Annotated in this window: 17 protein-coding genes; 16 read left to right on the top strand and 1 reads right to left on the bottom strand. The window is 31.9% G+C overall.

Annotated features, from left to right (window positions below; genetic code table 11):
• Nucleotides 1–40 precede the first annotated feature (40 nt).
• Nucleotides 41–4,594: a T9SS type A sorting domain-containing protein gene (locus tag ACR9EA_RS09730; RefSeq protein ID WP_435132187.1), complete on the bottom strand. Its 4,554-nt coding sequence runs from the start codon at nt 4,592–4,594 to the stop codon at nt 41–43.
• 335 nt (nt 4,595–4,929) lie between these two features.
• Here ACR9EA_RS09730 and ACR9EA_RS09735 point away from each other — a divergent pair, with 335 nt between their 5' ends.
• The 16 genes from ACR9EA_RS09735 (at nt 4,930) to ACR9EA_RS09810 (ending at nt 23,967) form a co-directional block, all read left to right on the top strand.
• Nucleotides 4,930–6,525: a glucosamine inositolphosphorylceramide transferase family protein gene (locus ACR9EA_RS09735; protein WP_435132190.1), complete on the top strand. Its 1,596-nt coding sequence runs from the start codon at nt 4,930–4,932 to the stop codon at nt 6,523–6,525.
• A gap of 93 nt (nt 6,526–6,618) precedes the next feature.
• Nucleotides 6,619–7,890: a murein biosynthesis integral membrane protein MurJ gene (gene murJ / locus ACR9EA_RS09740; protein WP_435132193.1), complete on the top strand. Its 1,272-nt coding sequence runs from the start codon at nt 6,619–6,621 to the stop codon at nt 7,888–7,890.
• Nucleotides 7,887–8,957 carry a glycosyltransferase family 4 protein gene (locus tag ACR9EA_RS09745; RefSeq protein ID WP_435132196.1) on the top strand — a complete coding sequence of 357 codons (1,071 nt, stop codon included), beginning with the start codon at nt 7,887–7,889 and terminating at the stop codon, nt 8,955–8,957. The genes murJ and ACR9EA_RS09745 overlap by 4 nt, the downstream gene beginning before the upstream one ends.
• Complete coding sequence (locus ACR9EA_RS09750; RefSeq protein ID WP_435132199.1) at nt 8,954–10,174, top strand: hypothetical protein; 1,221 nt, start codon at nt 8,954–8,956, stop codon at nt 10,172–10,174. Before ACR9EA_RS09745 ends, ACR9EA_RS09750 begins: the two co-directional genes overlap by 4 nt.
• 114 nt (nt 10,175–10,288) lie before the next feature.
• The gene (locus ACR9EA_RS09755) at nt 10,289–11,254 is read left to right on the top strand and encodes a hypothetical protein (protein WP_435132201.1); all 966 of its coding nucleotides are present in this window, start codon (nt 10,289–10,291) and stop codon (nt 11,252–11,254) included.
• A 10-nt stretch (nt 11,255–11,264) separates the two neighbouring features.
• Nucleotides 11,265–11,849 carry a serine O-acetyltransferase gene (locus ACR9EA_RS09760; protein ID WP_435132203.1) on the top strand — a complete coding sequence of 195 codons (585 nt, stop codon included), beginning with the start codon at nt 11,265–11,267 and terminating at the stop codon, nt 11,847–11,849.
• 89 nt (nt 11,850–11,938) lie between these two features.
• Complete coding sequence (locus tag ACR9EA_RS09765; RefSeq protein WP_435132206.1) at nt 11,939–13,372, top strand: MBOAT family O-acyltransferase; 1,434 nt, start codon at nt 11,939–11,941, stop codon at nt 13,370–13,372.
• A gap of 1 nt (nt 13,373) precedes the next feature.
• Nucleotides 13,374–14,327 (top strand): hypothetical protein, encoded by a 954-nt coding sequence (locus tag ACR9EA_RS09770; protein WP_435132209.1) that lies wholly within the window; start codon nt 13,374–13,376, stop codon nt 14,325–14,327.
• The gene (locus tag ACR9EA_RS09775) at nt 14,320–15,390 is read left to right on the top strand and encodes a glycosyltransferase (RefSeq protein ID WP_435132212.1); all 1,071 of its coding nucleotides are present in this window, start codon (nt 14,320–14,322) and stop codon (nt 15,388–15,390) included. The genes ACR9EA_RS09770 and ACR9EA_RS09775 overlap by 8 nt, the downstream gene beginning before the upstream one ends.
• An 11-nt stretch (nt 15,391–15,401) precedes the next feature.
• Nucleotides 15,402–16,550: a glycosyltransferase gene (locus tag ACR9EA_RS09780; protein ID WP_435132214.1), complete on the top strand. Its 1,149-nt coding sequence runs from the start codon at nt 15,402–15,404 to the stop codon at nt 16,548–16,550.
• Nucleotides 16,551–16,554: 4 nt separating this feature from the next.
• Nucleotides 16,555–18,456, top strand: a complete 1,902-nt coding sequence (asnB, locus tag ACR9EA_RS09785; protein WP_435132217.1) for an asparagine synthase (glutamine-hydrolyzing) — start codon at nt 16,555–16,557, stop codon at nt 18,454–18,456.
• A 9-nt stretch (nt 18,457–18,465) separates the two neighbouring features.
• Complete coding sequence (locus tag ACR9EA_RS09790; RefSeq protein WP_435132219.1) at nt 18,466–19,617, top strand: glycosyltransferase family 4 protein; 1,152 nt, start codon at nt 18,466–18,468, stop codon at nt 19,615–19,617.
• Nucleotide 19,618: 1 nt separating this feature from the next.
• The gene (locus ACR9EA_RS09795; RefSeq protein ID WP_435132221.1) at nt 19,619–20,623 is read left to right on the top strand and encodes an endonuclease/exonuclease/phosphatase family protein; all 1,005 of its coding nucleotides are present in this window, start codon (nt 19,619–19,621) and stop codon (nt 20,621–20,623) included.
• Between the two features lie 179 nt (nt 20,624–20,802).
• Entirely contained in the window at nt 20,803–21,480 is a 678-nt protein-coding gene (locus ACR9EA_RS09800; RefSeq protein ID WP_435132225.1) for an acetyltransferase, read from the top strand.
• A gap of 129 nt (nt 21,481–21,609) precedes the next feature.
• Nucleotides 21,610–22,233, top strand: coding sequence for a sugar transferase (locus ACR9EA_RS09805; RefSeq protein ID WP_435132228.1), 624 nt, complete (start codon nt 21,610–21,612; stop codon nt 22,231–22,233).
• A gap of 282 nt (nt 22,234–22,515) precedes the next feature.
• On the top strand, nt 22,516–23,967 hold the full coding sequence (locus tag ACR9EA_RS09810; RefSeq protein ID WP_435132231.1) for an MBOAT family O-acyltransferase: 1,452 nt from the start codon (nt 22,516–22,518) through the stop codon (nt 23,965–23,967).
• Nucleotides 23,968–23,973: the final 6 nt, after the last annotated feature.

Here is a 23,973-nt window from a genome sequence, read left to right on the forward strand (position 1 = left end):
AGACAATTATGAAGGCTCTCACTTTTAAAATTTCTAAATATTAATTATTCAGCACTACTTTTTTGGTTATCGTTTTACCCTTAACTTGAAGTGTTAATAAATAAAACCCTTTTGGATAGCGCGATAAGTCTAAAACCTTATTAATTTCATTACCATCTGAAGCAGGAATATAATCGTCTATTAATAATTTACCTAACATATCGTAAACTCTTACTGGTGTTCCCGATTCTAAGCCGGCAATTTTTAAATTTAATATGCCAGAGGTTGGATTAGGATACATATTAAATTCGAAGTTTGGTGTAACTATACCCTCTTCTATATCTCCTTCGTCGCCTTCATCTCCACCTCCTTTAAATGCTTCAACTGTAACTGTCACTTCGGCAATATCGTAACAGCCACTGGCATTATAAACTATTACAGAATATACTGTAGTATCCTCTGGTGTTACAACTATACTAGACGTATCATCTCCTGTATTCCACTCGTAGCTTGAGCCTCCTGAAGCGGTTAAGGTCACACTCTCGCCTTGGGTGATGGTTTGGTCGGCTCCGGCATTTGCGTTTGGTAATGCATTCACAGTTACTGTAACCTCTGCCGTGTCGCTCTCGCCCTCTTCTGATACCACAACGCTATAGGTTGTCGTCTCCGATGGGCTTACCGTGATGCTCCTGGTCGTCTCGCCTGTACTCCACTCGTAGCTAGATCCCCCAGAGGCTGTTAAGGTCACGCTCTCGCCAACACAGATCGTTTGGTCTTCACCAGCATCTGCTTCTACTTCTATCTTCGTTGCTTCTACAGTGACACGTACTTGGTCCGTATCCGAACAGCCCGCACTGTTGAAGACTTCTACTGTATAGTTCCTTGTCGCATTTGGACTCACTGTGATGCTTCTGGTCGTTTCCCCTGTATTCCACTCGTAGCTCGAGCCGCCCGAAGCGGTTAAGGTCACGCTCTCACCTTGGGTGATGGTTTGGTCCGCACCAGCATTTGCGTTTGGTAATGCATTGACAGTTACTGTAACTTCTGCCGTGTCGCTCTCGCCCTCTTCTGATACCACAACGCTGTAGGTTGTCGTCTCCGATGGGCTTACCGTGATGCTTCTGGTCATCTCGCCTGTGCTCCATTCGTAGCTAGATCCCCCAGAGGCTGTTAAGGTCACGCTCTCGCCCGCACAGATCGTTTGGTCTTCACCTGCATCTGCTTCTACTTCTATCTTTGTTGCTTCTACAGTGACACGTACTTGGTCCGTATCCGAACAGCCCGCACTGTTGAAGACTTCTACCGTATAGTTTCTTGTCGCATTTGGACTCACTGTGATGCTTCTGGTCGTTTCCCCTGTATTCCACTCGTAGCTCGAGCCGCCCGAAGCGGTTAAGGTCACGCTCTCACCTTGGGTGATGGTTTGGTCCGCACCAGCATTTGCGTTTGGTAATGCATTGACAGTTACTGTAACTTCTGCCGTGTCCCTCTCGCCCTCTTCTGATACCACAACGCTGTAGGTTGTCGTCTCTGATGGACTCACTGTGATGCTTCTGGTCGTCTCGCCTGTGCTCCACTCGTAGCTAGATCCCCCAGAGGCTGTTAAGGTCACGCTCTCGCCAACACAGATCGTTTGGTCTTCACCAGCATCTGCTTCTACTTCTATCTTCGTTGCTTCTACAGTGACACGTACTTGGTCCGTATCCGAACAGCCCGCACTGTTGAAGACTTCTACTGTATAGTTCCTTGTCGCATTTGGACTCACTGTGATGCTTCTGGTCGTTTCACCTGTATTCCACTCGTAGCTTGATCCACCTGAAGCAGTTAAGGTTACGCTCTCACCTTGGGTGATGGTTTGGTCGGCACCGGCATTTGCGTTTGGTAATGCATTGACAGTTACTGTAACTTCTGCCGTGTCCCTCTCGCCCTCTTCTGATACCACAACGCTGTAGGTTGTCGTCTCTGATGGACTCACTGTGATGCTTCTGGTCGTCTCGCCTGTGCTCCACTCGTAGCTAGATCCCCCAGAGGCTGTTAAGGTCACGCTCTCGCCAACACAGATCGTTTGGTCTTCACCAGCATCTGCTTCTACTTCTATCTTCGTTGCTTCTACAGTGACACGTACTTGGTCCGTATCCGAACAGCCCGCACTGTTGAAGACTTCTACTGTATAGTTCCTTGTCGCATTTGGACTCACTGTGATGCTTCTGGTCGTTTCCCCTGTATTCCACTCGTAGCTTGATCCACCTGAAGCAGTTAAGGTTACGCTCTCACCTTGGGTGATGGTTTGGTCGGCACCGGCATTTGCGTTTGGTAATGCATTGACAGTTACAGTAACTTCTGCCGTGTCGCTCTCGCCCTCTTCTGATACCACAACGCTGTAGGTTGTCGTCTCCGATGGGCTTACCGTGATGCTCCTGGTCGTCTCGCCTGTGCTCCACTCGTAGCTCGAGCCGCCTGAAGCGGTTAAGGTCACGCTCTCGCCAGAACAGATTGTTTGGTCTTCACCGGCATCTGCTTCTACTTCTATCTTTGTTGCTTCTACAGTGACGCGTACTTGGTCTTGAGATTCGCAGCCATTTTGAGAAACGGTTACTGTATACACTGTAGTTTTATCTGGTGAGACGGTAATTTCACGCGTAGTTTCTCCTGTACTCCATCTAATAGATCCCGTTCCGGATACTGACAACGTTGTGCTTTCTCCTAATTCTATGGTAACATCACTGCCGGCGTTTATCGTTTGCCTGGGCGTTACGGTTACTTTAACTTCATCGGAACTTGAACATGTGCCATTTGAAGCTGTAACCGTATAAGTGGTAGTTTTATCTGGTTTTACCGTAATTGTTTTCGTTGTTTCTCCTGTACTCCATTTAAAATCTCCAGAACCAGAAGCTGTAAGTTCGACTGAACTGTCTTCACAAATCTCTACATCATCACCTGCATTAACAATAGGTGTTTCTACTACTGTTACTGTAACTTGATCTGTATTCGTTTTTCCAGAATCGCTTGTTCCTGTAACAGTATAAGTTGTTGTTTTGCTCGGTGAGACCGTAATACTTTGTGTTGTTTCTCCTGTATTCCACTCATAAGAGTCAGCACCCGAAGCTTTTAAAGTTACTTGCTCTCCTTCGCAAATTGTTTGATCTTGACCTGCATTTACTTCTAAATCTTCTTCTGGAGTTGTAGTGTTACCTCCATCTACACCGTTTAAAAATTCTTCTAAATCAGTGTAACCGTCGCCATCATGATCTCCTTTACCATCACGACTCAAATCGCCAAAAGTATTTCTTTCCCACTCATCAGCCATACCATCTTGATCTGTATCGTAATTTGAAGGACGGGTGTTGTTAGGTACTGTAGGGTAAGGTATTGTTGATCTATCGTCAAAAAAAGAACCTGAATATGTATCATTCTTCACCATTTGAAGGTCGCTTTCATCCTTACTGTCAAGATAAACAGTAAACGTTCCGTTTGCTTGCAAATATTTGTTAGCCCCAACATTGTTTATTATATTATTAAAAGCCTGATTTGCTGATTCAATATCATACGCTTTCCCCACTAATTTGAATTGAGATGATGTAAAATAAGATTTTGGAACTAACATGCCTTCACTTAAATGAGATCCAGCAAATACATGCCACATATCAGAATCATCTAATAAAGGTGTTTCTCTTTGGCCCGTTACAATATTTCCTGCAGTATAAATTAAAGGATTATCTGTCGCTCTTGTCTGTAGCTTTTGTAAGAAAGAAATCTTCCCTGAACCAAACCAAGCAGAGCTCCTTAACCCTCTTTTAGATGGTTTATAATAGTTGTTGATAACATTATAAGTTCCTCCTCCTGTTATTCTGATTAATCTATTTTTCCAATTGTAAACTGCATTATTGATAATATCGTAATGACCTTCTCCTTTAGGATTAGGAAACCTATGAGAAATACCACTATACAAGTTATTAATAAAAGTAAAATTACCTTTTACATCATCTACACCTAATATACTACCTGTTTTACTATCCTGAAAAAAACAATTTTGCATCGTTATATCCCCCATGCTACCAGAACTGGATGCCAAACTTGCAGATTCATCACCACCATGACTAAAAGTACAGTGATCTATAATTATATTACTACCTCCACCTAACCAAAAAGCATCTTGAGCACTACCTTTATCTCCTCTAAACCTTATATATCTTATTATTATGTTGCTTACATTAGTAAACATAAATTCGGACGTGCGAATAGTTATACCTCCTTCTGGAGCAGTTTGCCCAGCAATTGTAACATCATTATAAGCCGCTCCGCTTATTATAGTACTATATGCCCCTTGACTAGTGGCATCAATTTCTCCACTTACATCAAACACTATTGTTCTTGGTCCTTGTGTACGCAAAGCTTCTTTTAAACTTCCTGGTCCATCCCAATTTAAAGTAGTGACATGAATAACTTTTCCACCTCTTCCACCTGTTGTATATGCACCTGCACCTTTAGCATTAGGAAAAGCTAATGCCTCTTGTGCATAACCATTAAAACTAAATAGTAGAAAAAGAATAAGAAATAATTTAAAAAAGATATGTGAATTACAAATGTAATTTGTCGAAGTTTTTGGGGCTCTCATAAACATTTTAATTTGGGGGCAATCTAAAAATAATTTTCAAAATAAACGTTAAAACGTAAATTAATTCGATAAAAAGACTGATTCAGAGGGAATTAACTTACATTTAAATTTTAATCGTTTGTATTATATACGTCGCTTTTTTTTTTTTGGACGATAACTTTAAAAGTTTAACGTTTCAAAGAAAACAACTACATTTAAATTGTAAATGAAGTACTACTATTAATATAGATTAGAGTAAAGAAATAATTAATAACCAGATAATTTAATGCCAAATCAATTTAAGTTTTACTATATTAGATTTAGATATTCTAATTTTTATTATCACTAAAGCTTAAATGAAAAAAAAAATAAGAATTGCTATTGTTTATAATGACAAAAATAATTTATGGCAAAAAAAAATAATATCTGAAATAAAAAATCTGAATTGTTGCCAACTAACACATGTTATAAAAGCACCTAAAAAAAAAGAAACAGATTCTTTAATTTTCAATTTTTTTGTAAAATTAGACAAATACATTTTTACCAGACTTCAAAGAAATGCAAGATCATTAAAAGTTACCACATCTGAATTATTTAAAGACATACCTGAGCTATGTATAAATAACTTCTCGACAAATACGTTTAAGGGTTATGAGTTGGATTTGGTACTAAATCTAACAGATGATAAGCTTCCAAAACATTTTCTTAATATTTCTGTTTACGGAATTTGGTTTTTCTCGCATTGTGATTTAGATAAAATAAATAAAAGACCATACATTATATGGGAAATGCTATCTAAGCAACCAGAAATTGTTAGCACATTACGAATGTTAAAAAAAAATGAAGTTTATGTTAACACTATAGACCAAACTTCTATTTGCTTAGATAAAATAAGCTATTCAAGAAACTTAATTAATATTAAAAATCAAACCATACCATTAATAATAGATAATCTAAAACTCTTATCCTCTAATGAGCTTTTATTTCAGGAAAAAATAAGAACCAAATCTAAAATCTTTCCTTTAAAAAGTGCTACTTTACCTTATAACCCACCAAGTAATTTAAACATATTATACTATGTTATAAAACTTTATACCAAAAAACTATTTCAAACTTTAAATGATTTCTTCTATTTCTATCAGTGGACAATTATATTCAATAGCGATGAATCAGAAATTTACAATTACAAGAAATACAAACAAATAAAAACGTCTAAAGATAAATTTTGGGCAGACCCCTTTCTTATAAAACATAATAATAGGTACTATATTTTTTTTGAAGAATTAATTTATAAAAGAAAATTAGGTCATATTTCAGTAATGGAAATTGATAAACATGGAAAACACACACAACCTATAAAAATTTTAGAAAAAGACTACCATTTATCGTATCCTTTTGTCTTTCTAGACAATGGAACTTATTTTATGATTCCTGAGTCCAGTGGAAATAAAGATATTCAATTATATGAATGTATTAAATTTCCATACGAATGGAAATTTAAAAAAACCTTAATGACAGGCGTTAGTGCTGTAGATACAACCATATACAAAGATGGAGACACTTATTGGATGTTTACCAATATGAAAAAACATGAGGAAAATTCGAAAAACATACAATTACATTTATTCTCATCAACAAGTTTATTTTCAAATCAATGGACTCCTCATCCATTAAATCCAATTATAAATGATGTAAAAAATTCTAGACCAGCAGGAAAAATTTTTAAAGACAATGATTTAATTATTAGACCATCTCAAAATTGTTCTAATCATTACGGTTATGGATTAAATTTATCTCAAATTAACGAACTAAATGAATCAGCTTATGCTGAGACTGTTATTAAATCTATAACTCCTAACTGGGATCCTAATATAATTTCAACACATACGACTAATAAAGTAGATCATTTAGATGTAAGTGATATTAAAATTAAAAGGAGCAAATTTTTTTAAACTAAGTATTTCGAAAGCAAGATGCACTCTCTTAAAGTAAAAAACATTTTTAGTTTATTAAAAGGCCTATATAATAATTCTGTGATAAAAAACATGATTATTGTTGGTCTCTTAACTTTACTTATAAAGTTTATTGCTTTTTACAAAGAAACATTAATTGCTAGTAATTTTGGTTTATCAGAAATATTAGACACATTCCTTATCGCAATATTAGTACCTTCTTTTATACAGAGTGTTTTTATTAATTCACTAAAAAATATTTTTATCCCAAACTATATTTTAGAATTAAAAAAAAATGGAAATATACAAAGCTTACAAACCGTAATATTAATTATAACTTTAAGTATTTCAATATTCTCTGTTTTAATCGCTTATTTAACTACCGACCTTCTTTTAGAGTATATTTACCCAGGACATTCAAGTAGTTATTACCAGCTTATAAAATCCCAGTTATACATACTGTTACCATGTTTATTTTTGTGGGGATTTTCATCAATCATAAAAGGTTTTCTTGAAATATCAAATAAGTTTCTTATATCAACTGTTTCTGATATTTTCCCACTATTAACCATAATTTTTTTTATTTTTTACTTTAAAAATGAATTAGGCCATTTAGTTTTAACTTTAGGAACGTTAACAGGCGGAGTAATAAGCTTATTATTTTTAATTTTTTTTGCACTAAAGTATAAAAAGCTAAACCTAGGCCGCCCTACAATAAATGAAAACACAAGACTAATGATACGACAATTACCCCCTAAAGTATCTTCGAGTTTTCTTACCGCAATGAACAATTATATTGATCAATTTTTTGCAGCACAATTAATGGTCGGATCAATCGCTGCATTAAATTATGGTGCAAAAATTCCCTCTTTTGGCATCACTATAATTATAACAGCTCTTGGAAATGTTTTACTACCTCACTTTTCGACTTTAGTTAATAATGATTTAAAGGGTGCTTACAAACAATTATTTAAAACCTTAAAAATTGTTGTCGGTTTAGGCTCTGTAATCGCTCTAATAATTATATTAACATCTGATTGGATTATTGAATTTCTATTTGAAAAAAATGAATTTAACCACGAAGACACCTTAAAAGTGTCCCTAATTCAAAAGATTTTAATATTACATCTCCCGTTTTATATTTCAACTTTAGTTATAGTTAAATTTCTTACTAGTATTAATAAAAACAAATTCATGGCATGGGTTTCACTTTTAAACCTAATTGTTAACTGTATACTAAATTACGTTTTAGTTAAATATTTTGATGTTTTTGGATTAGCTATAAGCACTACCAGTGTTTTAATAATTAGCAGCTTCTTTTATTTTGGGTTTACCTACAAACAATATCTTAAAATTAATAAATGAAAATACATTTTATAATAAGTTCGCTAGTAGCTGGAGGAGCTGAAAGAGTTTTAATTCTTTTAGCTAATTATTTCTCTACCCAAGGTTTAGATGTAACCATAATAACATTTAACGAACCCGAAACCTTTAAACCTAATGAGAACGTAAAACGAATTAGACTTCATAAAAAAGGAATTAAAAACCACACTGTAAGGTATTTAACAAACTTAATTTCTTACTACCGTAAAAAAGAAAACAGGCCTGATATTATGATTCCTTTTATGACACAAACAAATTTTATTGCAATCATAGTCTCTAAAATATTTTTCATTAAAGTAATTTCATCCGAGCACAATAATCACCTTAAAAAAACAGATTTAATAGGAAGTTTAACAAAAAAGTATTTTTATAGATATACAGATGCCCTTACAGTGCTTACCAAATTTGATTTGGATTACTATAAAAAAAGAAAAGTAAACGGTTTCTTAATGCCAAATCCCTGTTCTTTCAAAATTTATAAAGAAAAACAACGTATTAGAGATAAAACCATTTTAGCTGTAGGGGACTTAAACCGTTACCATCATAAAGGATTTGATACTTTACTGAAACTAATTGCACCCATTTTAAAAGCTAACAGTAATTGGCAATTAAAATTAGTAGGTAGTGGTGATAAAGGTCTTAAATTTCTTGAATCCTTAGCTGAACAATATAATATCTCAAAACAAGTCGTATTTGAAGGGTACTCTAATAATATTTCAGAATTGATGAGGAAATCAGAAATTTACATTATGACATCAAGATTTGAAGGTTTACCAATGGTTCTTATTGAAGCAATGTCTCAAGGAATGGCATGCATTTCTTTTGATTGTACAACAGGCCCATCAGACATTATTAAACACAACATTAATGGTATTCTCGTAGAAGATCAAAACATAGTTGACATGCAAAAAGAATTAGAGCAGTTGATTAAATATCCTGAATTAAGAGAACGATTAGCAAGCATGGGAAGTCAATCCTTAGATCAATTTAACATTCATAGTATTTACGAAAGTTATTTAGATATTTTTAGTAAAATCTTAAAAAGATGAAAAAAAACATATTAAACGGTATTTTTTTTTTAGTACCATTAATAATTACAATATTTAATCTTCAAGTTTTTGTTGCGAGATTTATCTCTCCATCAATAGCTCAATTAATAGCTTACAGTAATATTGGGTTGCTTTTAACTGGAATTTTGCTAAATATCAATCATCCTGGAGAATACTCAAGAACGGCAAGACTTTGGATAATTTATTACATTATATATTTCTCTTTTGCCACATTAGCTAGTGCATTATATGGCACCGAAGCAAATATTTTATTTAGCTCAATCCCGTTCATTTATGTATTAGCGTTTTACATATATTTAAAAAACGAAGATAACAGACTAATTTTTAAAAATGTAATTTTATATTCTTTTGTAACATCATCTTTATTAGCTATATATTTATATAATATAAATTTCGATTTGGACCGCAATGGCATTTATATTTATAAACTCGATAGAGCTGAAGGGGTTTTTGGTGACGCCAACAATACAGCTTTAGTTGCTATACTCGCTTTTATTCTAGTTTATAAAAACAATTTCCCTAAAAAAAAATATTATAAATTATTAAAAATAATTTTAGCTGGTTTTATGTTTTACACCATAACGTTAACCTTCTCAACTACTGGCTTTATAGTTTTTTTAATTTCTATTATTTTATTAAACCATAATTTTTTTAAAGGGCTAAAACTAACAGCTGCGCTAAGTATTTTACCTATTGTATACTTAGTATTAATAAACATTGACAAATTAACTTCAGGAATTAATTTGGTTGGTCAACAAAGAGATAAAATTAATAATGTTGTAAACTTATTAAGCTTCAATACAGATAAAGTAAATGATTCTGGACGGTCTGATTTACTTTTAAATTTGCTAGAACACGTATATCAACATCCAATAATAGGAAATGGAATTGATTTTGCTATCTCTCTACACGGCCACAATACTATAGTAGGCGTATGGGCAGATGCAGGTATTTTCACTTTAATTTTTTTCTTATTCATGCTAAGCATATACTTTAAGAGGACACTTAATCTTTCGAGAGAATTAAGCTTTTTTATTTTATCTTTACTTTTAACAATGTGCATTTTCATGTTAAGTCTTCAAACTGTAATAAACCAACCATACCTTATAGCTCTGTTTATCTACATTGGTTATATTATAGATTATCCTATTAATACTCAAAGTTTCCCCAGTACTGAAAAGCTAAAAAATCAATAAGCCATAACAATAAATACAGATCGAAGTATTTTATTGTCAATTCAAAGATTTTTTTTGAATAATAAACAAGTAAGTAACATATTTACTTTAAAATGGTGTTAATGCACTTCAAAGATGAAACGTTTTATTATTCAAATATTTAAGGGTCTATTTTTCTTTATTGTTATAAATGTAATCGTAAACTTTTATTATGAATATTCTTCATATAAAGCTATTTACAATAAAACACATAAAAATTATCTAAAATGGGTCAATATCCATAAAAAGAAAAACAATTTTGAAATAATTATACTAGGGACTAGTAGAGCTTATAGTGCTTACAATCCAAAAATTATAGACTCTATTTTAAATACACAATCATTCAACATGGGAACTTCAGCTCAAGATATAGCTGAGTCATACTATACATTAAAAGAAATTTACGAATATCAATCTCCAAAATATATATTTTTAGATGTATTTCTACCTTCTTCTGATAACTCACATGACTTTAGTCAAGTGTTTTCAAATGCATCATTTTTTAGTTCTTTCGAAAATAAGTCAAATTTAATTATTGAAGGTTTTGGAAAAACTGGGGTGTTAAATTATTTCATTCCTGTTTTAAAATTCAATAATCATATGAAACAAGACTTATTGGGGGTATTTGCTAAAAACAAAACCCCTAGGAAAGAGGACAATTGGATTAATGGATATTTATACGATACAACTACAGTAAGTTTAAAAAATATTAAGGACTTTAAGCCAATATCAAATTTTAATAATACTCAATTTAACGAAGACCGTTTTTTAAAGTATTTTAATAAAATCAAAGACATCTGTAATAATCATAATACTAAGCTTATTTGCATTAGAGCTCCTTACCCCCCCACTCGTTTACAATTAAGCAAAAAGGATGAAGAAAACCTTTTTTTTAAAGAGTTTATGAAAAATCAAAACACGCCATATTACGATTTAAATACATTTAAATCTAATACTTATTTTTATAATGATGAAGATTTTGCCGATTACCACCATGCCAATTACAAAGCAGCAAATAAAGCGAGTAAGCAAGTAACAGATATATTAATGAATAACTTTTAAAAATGCTTATATGATAGATTCAAAAAAAAAATACTTACAATATTTAAATGATGACAAAAAAGCATTAAACATTAATAATTCTTCTTTTTATTTTAAAATAACAAATTTTTTAATCCCTGGATCAATCTGGAAATTTCAAAAATTATTAAGAAAATTGGAATATCACCATAATTGTAAAAATTTTGGAATTAATAAGATTTATTATTTTTATTTAAAATATAAATTTAGAAAGCTATCTATTAAACTAGGTTTTTCAATACCCATTAATGTGTTTGGCCCTGGGTTAGCTATTGTTCATTATGGTACAATTGTAATCAATAGAAATACTAAAGTTGGAAAAAATTGTAGAATTCATGCCTGTACTAATATAGGTGCCTCAGGCGGATCGCAAAAGGCACCTCAAATTGGAGATAATGTATATATAGGACCAGGTGCTAAAATTTATGGAGATATTATAATAGCTAATAATTGCACCATTTCTGCTAATGCCGTTGTAAACAAATCATTCTTAAATGAAAATATGATGATAGCTGGAATCCCAGCTAAAGAAATAAAAAAATTCGATATCAATAAAATAATAAGACACCTTAATTAAAATTAAAATGTCTAACAAAACCTTATTATTTTGAATTACTAAACATAAAAATATTTATTAACAGCCAAAACCTCTAAACTAACCGATATATGTTGTTTAACTCTTTAGAATTCTTCATATTTTTACCTATAGTCTTTATTCTTTATTGGAGTATTGGTTCTAAAAATATAAAAAGTCAAAACTTACTAATAGCAGTATCAAGTTACGTATTTTACGGCTGGTGGGATTGGAGATTTTTATCTTTAATAGCATTTAGCTCTATTCTTGACTACAGTATAGGATTAAAACTCGACAAAACAGAAAACAAATACAATAGAAAACTATTGTTATGGATTAGCATTTGTGTCAATTTAGGTTTTTTGGCTTTTTTTAAATACTTCAACTTTTTCATAGACAGTTTAGTTACTTCTTTTACCTTCTTTGGATACCCTTTAAAAATTAGGACTCTAAATATATTATTACCTGTGGGAATTAGTTTTTATACTTTCCAAACCTTAAGTTACACAATTGATGTATATAACAAAAAGCTAAAACCAACTAAAGATTTCATTGGTTTTTTAGCTTTTGTTAGTTTTTTTCCGCAACTAGTTGCTGGGCCTATAGAAAGAGCCACTAACCTTTTACCCCAATTTAAAACACAAAGGCAATTCAACTATCAAACGGCTGTATTTGGTTTAAGGCAAGTAATCTGGGGATTTTTCAAAAAGATTGTTATCGCAGATAATTGTGCCCAGTATGCAAATATTATTTTTAATAATTACGAAGATTATTCAGGAAGCACTTTATTGCTTGGAGCCTTCTTTTTTGCCCTCCAAATTTATGGAGACTTTTCTGGATATTCAGATATAGCAATAGGTATCTCAAGATTATTTGGTTTTGATTTAATGAAAAACTTTGCTTTCCCCTACTTCTCTAGAGATATCGCCGAATTTTGGAGAAGGTGGCATATTTCTTTATCTACCTGGTTTCGAGATTATCTATACATTCCATTAGGAGGTAGTCGCGGAGGAACTTTAATGAAAGTTCGAAATACATTTATAATATTCATTGTCAGCGGCTTTTGGCATGGAGCAAATTGGACCTTCATTATTTGGGGAGCCCTTAACGCCATTTATTTTTTACCGCTTTTATTATTAAAGCAAAATCGGTTAAATACAGATATTGTAGCAGAAGGCAAAATACTACCTAATTTAAAAGAAATATCTCAAATGAGTTTTACATTTTTTATTACTCTAATTGCTTGGGTATTTTTTAGATCTGATAATGTAAGTAATGCTTTTTCTTATTTAAATAAAATGTTTACTAGCTCACTGTTCTCCATACCAAGTATTTTACCCACAACCATTCTAGGATTAATTTTATTTTTTATAATAATAGAATGGTTAGGAAGAAATAATGAGTTTGCTATTTCTAAAATTGATTTTATAAAAAAACCTATACGTTGGGCATTCTATTTTTTATTAATAATTCTCATGTTTTGTTTTACAGGCGAAGAACAACAGTTTATTTACTTTCAATTTTAAAATGTATAAATTCTTAAAAAATATTATTTTGTTTTTGATGTTTCTCATTTTTTTAGGAGAAATAATAGTAAGGATGTTTCATCTTGTTTCTGACATTCCTAAAAGAGTTATTACAAACCATGGTATTCAAAAATATGTCCCAAATCAAGAGGGATATTGGAAAGGAGGACATCATAAATGGATGATAAATGATAAAGGCTGGCCAGGAGAATTACCATTGAAATTTGATAATTTAATTTTACTAATTGGAGACTCATTTATAGAAAATTTCATGAACCCAAACAACTGCCATCAAGCCGCCTTCCTAAAAAACTATATGCCTCAAAACAATTTTATGGAAGCTGGAAGATCTGGGGTTTCCTTAATAGAAGCTATGGAAATTTGTGAAGAACTAAATCATCTTAAACCTTTAATTAACACAATTTACCTTAATAATAACGACTTTTATGAAAGTATTGTAGAGATACAAGAATTAAATGATATCACACAGTTAGAACTTAAAAACAAAAAAATTATAAAAGGTAAATTAAAGTCTCCCGGACTAAAAATAATACTTTATAATTGGAAATTAGCATATTACCTATACAATAGATTTTCGCCTGCAACTATGCAAATGAATGAAAAAACCGAGTCAAAAAATAAGGATAACATAATAGCCGCAAATACATTTAAACACCAAAAAGAGGTATTTGAACTCATTGAATATATTTCATCAAACTATGGAATAACTAATAAGATTCTAATATTTCATCCAGATTCAGACCAAAACATTATAAATAAATGTATTGCGGAGGGGTTTAAGGTCATCGTTTTAAATACAAGAGAAGGGCAAGGTTGGACATTCGATTATGATAGTCACTGGACATGCTACGGACATGAACAAGCCGCTAAACAAATAGCAGGGCAACTACCTAAAATTATAGAGGATATTAAGAATAACTCAATAAATGATTAATAATACAAAAATAAAAATACTCTTTATTCTTCCTTCACTAGTTGCTGGTGGCGCAGAACGCGTTGTCTCTTTTATTTCTCAAAACATCGACAAAAATAAATTTACTCCTGTTCTTTTAATCGCTGGCTTCCCTAAAGATAGCACTTACAACACAAGTAATGTTAAAACAATTTTTCTACATAAATCCAGAGTACTTTATGCATTACCATTTATAGTTTATCAATTAATTAAATTGAATCCCAAAATAGTAATGAGTTCGATTGCCCATACCAATACAGCAATGGCGCTAATATCTCCTCTATTTCCAAAAACAAAATTTGTAGGAAGAGAAGCAACCATATTAAGTAAACGAAAAAATGAAACAAGTAATAAAAAATGGTCTCTAGCCCATTTTTTTAAAAATAATTACAAAAATTTAGATATCATCATTTGTCAGTCTCAAGATATGGCTGAAGATATGATTTTAAATTATGGCATACCTAAACAAAAAACTTGTATTATAAACAACCCTATTTCGGAACTTCCTAATATTAAAGAAAAAAAGACTCAACGAATTAAAACATTTATAACTGTTGGCAGACTTACCGAAGTTAAAGGGCATATTAGAATTTTAAAATTATTATCGGCATTAAAGTATCAATTCAGATACATAATTATTGGTGATGGAAGTATTAAGGATGTAATCTTGAACAAAGCAAAAGAGCTTTCTTTAACTCAATACATCGAACACATACCATACACCTCAGAAGTAAATAACTTTCTTATTGAAAGTGACTATTTCCTTCAAGGGTCTTATGTAGAAGGTTTCCCAAACGCTTTACTTGAAAGTTGCGTGGTTGGCACACCCGTAATAGCTTTTAATGTCCCTGGAGGAACTAAAGAAATTGTAGAAAACGGCATAAACGGTTATCTTGTTGAAAATGAAGAAGAATTTTTACAAAGATTAAACGAAGATAAGGTGTGGAATCCACAAATAGTACGCGATTCTGTTTATAAAAAATTCAATAAAGAAAAAATTCTAAAACAGTACGAAGATTTATTCCTGGAAATTGTAAAAAAGTAGTTTAAACCTTAATGAAAACTCAAAAACCAAATATTAGCATTTTAAGCATTACTCTGGGGAGTGGTGGTGCCGAAAAAGTAATAAGTTTATTGCTTAAAGAGCTGATTCACGATTATAACGTTACCCTTGTATTGTTTTATAACCATATTCACTTCCCTATTCCCAAACAAGTCAAGGTTCATTGTTTGTCTAAAGAATCGGCAAATCGCCCATTTTATTTAAAGTTTAAAGATTTAATTGCCTTTACTAAAACATATCAAGCATTTTTAAAAGCAGAGAACATTAGTACTTCGGTTTCTTTTTTAGCCTTTCCTAATATTGTTAATGGTATTGTTGCGAACCGTAATAAAAATATCAAAACCATAATTAGCGAGCGGGGTTTCCCTTCGGATAATACAACTAGTAAATTATCACTCTATATATCCAAAATATTTTATCCAATATACTACAATAAGTGTGATAAATTGTTTTCGAATTCGGTTTACATTAATCAAGATTTAAAAGATAACTTTAAGGTGAATATTCCTATGGAAGTTATTTATAACCCAATAGAATTGCCAGAAAACACTATTATTCCAGATTCGCTTAATAAAACTATAGATTGCTTAAAGCTAATAACGGCAGGCACGCTAAATAAAAGAAAAAATCATATTATGATTATACGTGCTTTAAATAATACCAAAAACCAATATAAATTATCCATTTTAGGAGATGGGCCGCTTAAAGACTATTTAACAGAAGAAATAAAAACACTACAGCTAGAGAAACAAGTAATACTCGAAGGCAAAGTAAAACAAGTTAACCAATATTTATTAAACAACCATTGCTTTGTATTATCGTCTTTTACCGAAGGATTTCCCAATGCTTTATTAGAAGCCATGGCTATGGGACTGCCTTGTATTTCAACAAATTGTTTATCTGGCCCCTTAGAACTTTTAAACGACAATCACCCAATCTCTATAAGCAACGGATCATTTTACAAAGGTAAATATGGGCTTTTAATTAACAACAACGACCACGATGGTCTGTATAAAGCGCTAGAGTTTTTAAAAAACAACCCTATAGAACGAGCATCCTACAGTAAACTAAGTCTGCAAAGAGCCGAGGCTTACAACTTAAAAAATATTTACTCTAAATTCTATCAGTTTATAAACAATTAAGCCTATGTGTGGAATTAACGGAATTATACATAAAAACAGCCTTAACGAGAAAGCTATGCACAGTATGCTTTCTAAAATGAACAACCTGATCCTCCATAGAGGCCCAGACGAAGATGGCTTTTTTTGCGAACAACATAACACTTACACTCTAGGAATGGCTATGAGACGATTATCTATTATAGATTTAACGTCTGGAAAACAACCCATTTACACAAACGACAAACAAATTGTTATTGTTTTTAACGGAGAAATATATAACTATAAAACGCTAAAATCTAAACTATTAGCAGAAGGCATTACATTTAGCACAACCAGTGATACCGAAGTTATTTTAAAACTCTACGAAAAATACGGTGTAGAGTCTTTTAAGTGGCTAGACGGTATGTTTGCCTTTAGTATTTTTGACAAAACCTGCAACAAATTATTTATTGCCCGTGATTTTTTTGGAGAAAAACCCTTATACTATACCAAAACAGACACGCAATTTCTTTGGGCATCCGAATTAAAATCTATTATAAACACTCTAGATTTTACGCCAGAGATTTCAAAAAAAGGTCTTAACTTATATTTTAGGCTCACATATATTCCGGCTCCTTATACCATATACGACACCATTCATAAACTGGAAGCCAATCATTATATAGAATACAATCTGGATAGCCAAGAGTACAGCCTTCATAAAATTAACGCCGAACCTTTACCCCATAAACAAAACATATCGTTTAACGACGCAAAAAAACAAACCAAAGATTTAGTGTATGAAAGTGTTGATAGTCGATCGATATCCGATGTACCACTCGGAACATTTTTATCGGGAGGTGTAGATTCCTCTATCATTTCCTTATGCTTATCGCAAGCCACAGACCGAAAAATAGACACTTTTTCTATAGGCTTTAAAAAAGCAAGTTATGACGAAACAGATAAATCTCGAATTGTTGCTAAATTATTAAATAGTAATCACCACGAATTTATTATTGATGAAAACGATTTAAAAGATAACATCCACGATATTCTGGTAAATTTCGACGAGCCTTTTTCAGACACAGCATCGCTTCCTACACATCTGCTTTCTAAAAAAACAAGAGAACACGTTACAGTAGCCCTAACCGGAGATGGTGGCGACGAAGTATTTGGTGGTTACAACAAATATTATATTGGTAAAATGAATAAACAGTATACCAACATAATTCCAAAACCACTACACCAATCGGTATTAAAATACAGTAAAAACCTTCTTGCTACAAAAGACGATGCTAGGGGTAAAAAGTTTAAAATTAAACGTTTGCTTCATGCCATTAACTATAATGGCGATTTCTATTGGGATATCATTTCTTTAGCCAATACCAATACTGAAATTTCGGAAATCTTGAAACCTGACTATCTAGTAAATAATCTTTTTTCTGAATACAAAGACATTTTAAACATACAGAAAGCCGAATCGTTAACCGATTTTAGAAGAATTGATAAAATATTGAGTCTTGAAGGCGGAATGCTTCCTAAAGTGGATAGAACCAGTATGATGAATTCTCTCGAATGTAGAGCTCCATTTTTAAATAAAACCATATGGGATTTTACCAATAGTTTACCTGAACATTATTTAATGAAAGGGTGGAATAAAAAACACATTTTAAAAGCAGCTTTCGAAGATCAATTTCCTAAAGATTTTCTCGAAAAAAGTAAAAGCGGATTTGGCTCTCCAACAGGCGATTGGCTTAGACAAAGTTTACGAAAAGAATTAGAAAGCTATATAGAACCCACATTTTTAAAACAACAAGGACTCTTTAATCTAGACACGATTATCAATTTAGTTAAAGATCATCTTAGTAGTAAAAAAGACAGCACATTTAGGGTGTGGTCTTTCTATTGCTTTCAAAAATGGTATACCCACAAATACCTTAATCAATAATTTTTTTGAATGAAACCAAAACACATACTCATTGTTGCATCATACTCTCCTTCCTTAATTCATTTTAGAGGAGATTTCATAAAAAGTTTAATCGAAAACAATTATAAAGTTTACACAGCAGCTCCAGATTATCCCGAAAAAACATTAGAAGAGTTAAAATCAATTGGCGCGCACCCGATAGAGTTTAAATTGGAAAGAACTGGCTTAAACCCTGTTAAAGATTTAAAATCTATTTCCGAGCTTAAATTCATAATAAAAAAGTATCAAATTGATCTGGTATTCCCCTACACTGTTAAACCTGTCATATACAGTTCGATAGCCGCAAAACAATCTAATGTTTCTGTAATTTCTTTAATTACAGGTCTTGGGTTTGCTTTTACAGGATTAACTTATAAAGCTAGAACCTTACAACGTTTAAACGAATTTTTATATAAAATCTCTATACGTAAAAACAAAGTTATTGTATTTCAAAACAAAGACGACTATGCGCTTTTTTTAGACAGAAATATTATAACTCCTAAAAACAAAGTTGCTTTTGTTAGCGGATCTGGTGTTAATTTTAACAAATATAAATTTAGAGAAAACACTAAAACCACTCCTGATATTAGATTTTTATTTGTAGCTCGTTTAATACAAGAAAAAGGCATTAATATGTTTATAGAAGCTGCAAAAACACTAAAACAAAAGTTTCCAGAGGCACAATTCCACGTTATTGGGGGACCAGACCAATCCCCTACCGCCATAAAACTTAAAGCCTTAAAGCAACTACATAAAGAAGGAATTATTGTTTACCATGGTAGACAAAAGAATGTTCCCGAACACTTGTATAATAGTGACGTTTTTGTACTACCAACCTATTATCGGGAAGGCATACCTAGATCTATTCTAGAAGCGCTTTCTGTTGGCCTACCAATTATTACTACAGATACACCTGGATGTAGAGAAACCATAAAAAAAGACGAAAATGGCATTTTAATTCCGCCTCAAGATTTAAATGCATTAACCCAAGCTATGGCATTCTTTTTAAATCAACCAGAAAAAATTAAATCCATGGGGCTTGCCAGCAGAGCATACGCCGAAGAACGCTTTAATGTAAATATTATTAATAAAGACCTTATAAAATTAATTAATGATGTATGTTTTAAAGAGATAAAAAATTGAAATGACATGCACTATCAAGAATATTTTTATGTCTGTAACACTTTGCTTAACCCTTGTTAGCATTTTAAGTTATTTCTTCAATTTAGGTCTGCTATCTATGTTAATCAGTATAACTTATCCTTTAATTTGGCTGATTAGTTTAGTTGCTGCTTGTATTGGATTAACACTCAAAAAATTTCACTTCGCTATTGGTTTCATCATCCTATTTTGGTGTTATGGGCCGTTTTACAAATTCCCTGAAACAAATCTTCAATCCAACACCAATAATAAGAGTTTTAAAATTTTATCTTTCAATACAAGAAGTTTCAATTCAGAAGGGCAAATTAAAGACATGAATGTCCCTAAAGAAATAATTTCATTCGTAAACACCATTCAACCCGATATATTAGTTTTACAAGAAGCAAATTATAAAGCATGTAAACAACTTGATGGTTATGAGTATAAATTTTTTGGGTATAGAAAAGATTACAATAAATCGACCTCTTTTATATTTTCTAAACACCCAATTATCAATACAGGGTATGTAGATATGCCTAGCACTAAAAATAATAGCACTTATGCCGATATTAAATTGGATAATGACACTATTAGAGTATATAATATACACTTGGAATCTTATAATTTGGTTTTAAATCAACTCAAAAACAACTTAAATACTATCCCTAAAACCATACATTTATGGCATAATACTTACCAAAAACAAATTGCTCAAGCTAATCTTGTTTCCAACCACGTTAAAACCTGTTCGTATAACCCTATAATTTGTGGAGACTTTAATGCAACGCCGTTTTCCTTACCTTACCGCATATTAAAAACCGATTTAAAAGACTCCTTTTTTGAAAAAGGAACTAATTTAGGGGCTACCTATTATTTATTTAAGTGGTATCCGTTACAATTAGATCATATATTAACCGATGAAAATTTTGAAATTACGGAGCACAGAAACTTCAAATTAGACCTTTCTGACCACGAACCTGTATTGAGCACTTTCAAAACTAAAACCTAATTTTTTAAAAAAGTGTGTTTTTTATTAAATCAAGACATGTATTTCGATTAACTATCCGATAATTAAGTTAAAAAGCCTTATTATACATAAAAAACATCTTAATATATTTATATTTTTACAAAAGAATATTTATTGAATTTTTCAAAAAACGAATAAGTAAATCACTGAACAACAAACGCATGGACAACATTGTAATAATTGGAGCTTCTGGTCACGCCAAAGTTGTTATAGATATAATAGAACAACAAAAAAAATACCGTATTGTTGGCCTTATAGATTCGTTTAAAGATAAAGACACCACACTATATGAATACGCTGTATTAGGAACAGAACACGATATTCCTACTTTACAAAAAGAATATAAAATTTCGGGAGGCATTATTGCTATTGGAGATAATTGCACGAGATTAAAAATGCAAAGTAAAATAACCGCAATAGCCCCTACCTTTAATTTTTACTCCGCCATACACCCGAACGCAGTAATAGGTAAAAATGTTACTATAAATAATGGCACTGTAGTTATGGCTGGCGTAATTATTAATAGCGATGCCTTTATTGGTTCACACTGCATTATTAACACGAAAAGCTCGGTGGGGCACGACGTAATAGTCAATGATTTTTCGAGTATTGCACCAGGTGTTTCTATAGGTGGAGAAACAATTATTGGTACATGTACAGCGATTTCTATAGGATGTAGTATTTTAGAGCGTATAACTATAGGAGATAATTGTGTGATTGGCGCTGGGTCGGTTGTTAATAAAAATATAGACAACAATATATTGGCATTTGGTATACCTGCACGTAAAATTAAAAGCAGAGACCATAAAGAAAAGTATTTAAAAGGCTCCAATAATTAATCTCAAGTCAAATTCACCAACCTACCCTTTTAATAAATCTTTTTAACTAACATCCGTTCTAAACTATTTTTTATTATAATTTAGCAGCTGTTAAACCCCAAAGTTACAATAGTTTTAACCCGAACAGTAATGACACTCTACAAATCCTTTTTTAAACGTTTTTTCGATATTATTTTAGCCATTTTAGGATTTATATGTTTATTCCCTATATTTCTAATTGTTACGCTATTATTATATTGGAAAAACAACGGTAAACCCTTCTTTTTTCAAGAGCGTCCTGGCAAAGACGAAGTTGTTTTTAAAATTATTAAATTTAAGTCGATGACGGATGAAACAGACGAAAACGGGAAGCTTTTACCTGAAACACAACGCTTAACCGATATTGGCAAGTTTGTAAGAAAATATTCTCTAGACGAAATCCCTCAATTACTCAACGTAATAAAAGGAGATATGAGCTTAATTGGCCCCAGACCTTTATTAGTGAGATATTTGCCCCTTTATAATGAAGAACAAAAGCATCGTCACGACATAAGACCTGGTATTACTGGTTGGGCTCAAGTAAACGGAAGAAATGCCATAGATTGGGAACAAAAGTTTAAATACGATGTGTGGTATGTTAACAACATATCTTTACTATTAGATATTAAAATTATCTTTCTTACCATATACAAAGTGTTTAAGAAAGACGGCATTTACAAGGTCGACAACGTAATAATAGAAGACTTTAAAGGCACGCCTTCTCCCTCTAAATAACTTAAGTTTACATCTCTACACGCTTAAACAAGAGTAGTCTCTTATTTTCATTTTTTTGATACTTTTTATTGAATTCCTAAAAAAACAACATCAAAAAAAGTTATAAAATCAATACAAAATCTGCAACCTAATAAATAGTTCTTGTAACACCTAACCCTCTAGCATACTACCAAATACAGATTAAAGCATTTATAATACAATTCAAAGATTTTTTTTGATGTTTTATAAAGATTTTAAGAAGTTTAGTAAAAAATTAGACCCAATTCTTTACCATTAGAATGTATGCTATTTAATTCTTTAGAATTTTTTATATTCTTACCTACAATATACATATTGTATTGGTTGGTCTTTAAGCAAAGCCTAAAGGCTCAAAACAGTCTTGTATTAATAGCTAGTTATTTCTTTTATGGCATGTGGGATTGGAGATTTCTTTCTCTAATATTTTTAAGTAGTGTAGTCGATTACATTGTAGGCTTACAGATTTACCACTCGCATACAAAAACAACTGAAAAATACTGGTTAGGTATTAGCATCATTTTCAATTTAGGACTTTTAGGATTCTTTAAATATTGTAACTTTTTTATAGATTCTTGGATTGATTTATTATCGATTATAGGCTATACACCAAAAAGCATTTGGGCACTACAAGTTATATTACCTGTTGGCATTTCGTTTTACACTTTTCAAACCATGTCCTATACTTTCGATGTCTATTATAAAAGAATACAGCCTACTTCTAACTTTTTATCGTTTGCTACTTTTGTAAGTTTTTTTCCGCAGCTTGTAGCAGGCCCTATAGAAAGAGCATCTGAATTATTACCACAAATTAACAATAAACGCTCATTTAATTATAATCAACAGGTTGATGGTTTAAAATTAATTTTGTGGGGATTGTTTAAAAAGGTGGCTATTGCCGATGCTTTAGCTCCAATCGTAGACGATATTTTTTTAAATTACACCTCCTATCCTGCTTCAACATTGTTACTTGGAGCTGTCTTGTTTAGCTTTCAAATTTATGGAGACTTCAGTGGATATTCCGACATAGCCATAGGAACTTCTAAACTCTTTGGTATAGAACTCATGTCTAACTTTAAATTTCCGTATTTCTCTAGAAATATAGGTGAATTTTGGAGGCGCTGGCATATATCCTTATCAAGTTGGTTTCAAACATATCTTTACATTCCATTAGGCGGTTCTCGTGTAACAACTCGTAAAGTTATTCGAAACATTTTTATCATCTTTTTAGTTAGCGGATTTTGGCATGGAGCCAACTGGACCTTTTTATTTTGGGGTGGTTTTCACGCGCTCGCTTTTGTTCCTTTAATACTACTAAAACGAAATACAGCCTACAAAACCACAAGTTTTGGTACTGGTTCATCCAAAACCATTTTTAAAGAAACTATGTCTGTTATAGTTACATTTGGAATTGTAACATTTTCATGGATATTTTTCAGATCGAATTCCATTACAGATGCCTTTCTATTTATTAATCAAATGATACAGCAATTTCATTTTGAACCTTACAGCCATATCAAAGGATACAGAATGATAGATTATTTTATACTACTTATTGTTTTTATAAGTTACGAATTTATAATTCGAAAAAACGAAAGAAACCCCATTCCATTTCAATCAAAATACGTACGCTTTTTCACCTATTCAATATTAATATTTACAATGTTATTGTTTTACGACAACAACACAGATCGATCTTTTATTTATTTTCAATTTTAAGTTAAA

Source organism: Formosa sp. A9, assembly GCF_051200825.1.
Taxonomy (GTDB): domain Bacteria; phylum Bacteroidota; class Bacteroidia; order Flavobacteriales; family Flavobacteriaceae; genus Formosa.